Annotated in this window: 1 pseudogene; it reads left to right on the top strand. The window is 68.2% G+C overall.

The features are described from left to right. A pseudogene (locus CH341_RS32685) lies at positions 1-267 on the top strand (DNA mismatch repair protein MutS); the annotation flags it as partial.

Genomic DNA, 267 nt, shown 5'->3' with positions numbered 1-267 from the left:
GCGATTCTCGCCTATGTGGAAAAGACCCAGATCTCGGCGCGTCCGCCGATCGCGCCGCTCCGCCGCGAGCATGATGGCGCGGCGATGCGCATCGATGCGGCCACCCGGGCCAATCTGGAGCTCTTCCGCACGCTGCATGGCGAGAAGAAGGGGTCGCTGATCGAGGCGATCGACCGCACGGTGACGCCCGCGGGCTCCCGTCTTCTCGCCCAACGTCTGGCGAGCCCGTTGACCGATCCGGCCGCGGTCAATCTTCGCCTCGACAGC

It is taken from the genome of Rhodoplanes roseus, from assembly GCF_003258865.1.
In the GTDB taxonomy this organism is placed as follows: Bacteria; Pseudomonadota; Alphaproteobacteria; order Rhizobiales; family Xanthobacteraceae; genus Rhodoplanes; species Rhodoplanes roseus.
The sequence above is the reverse complement of the archived record's forward strand: the minus strand, read 5'-3'. Positions and strand labels throughout refer to the sequence as shown.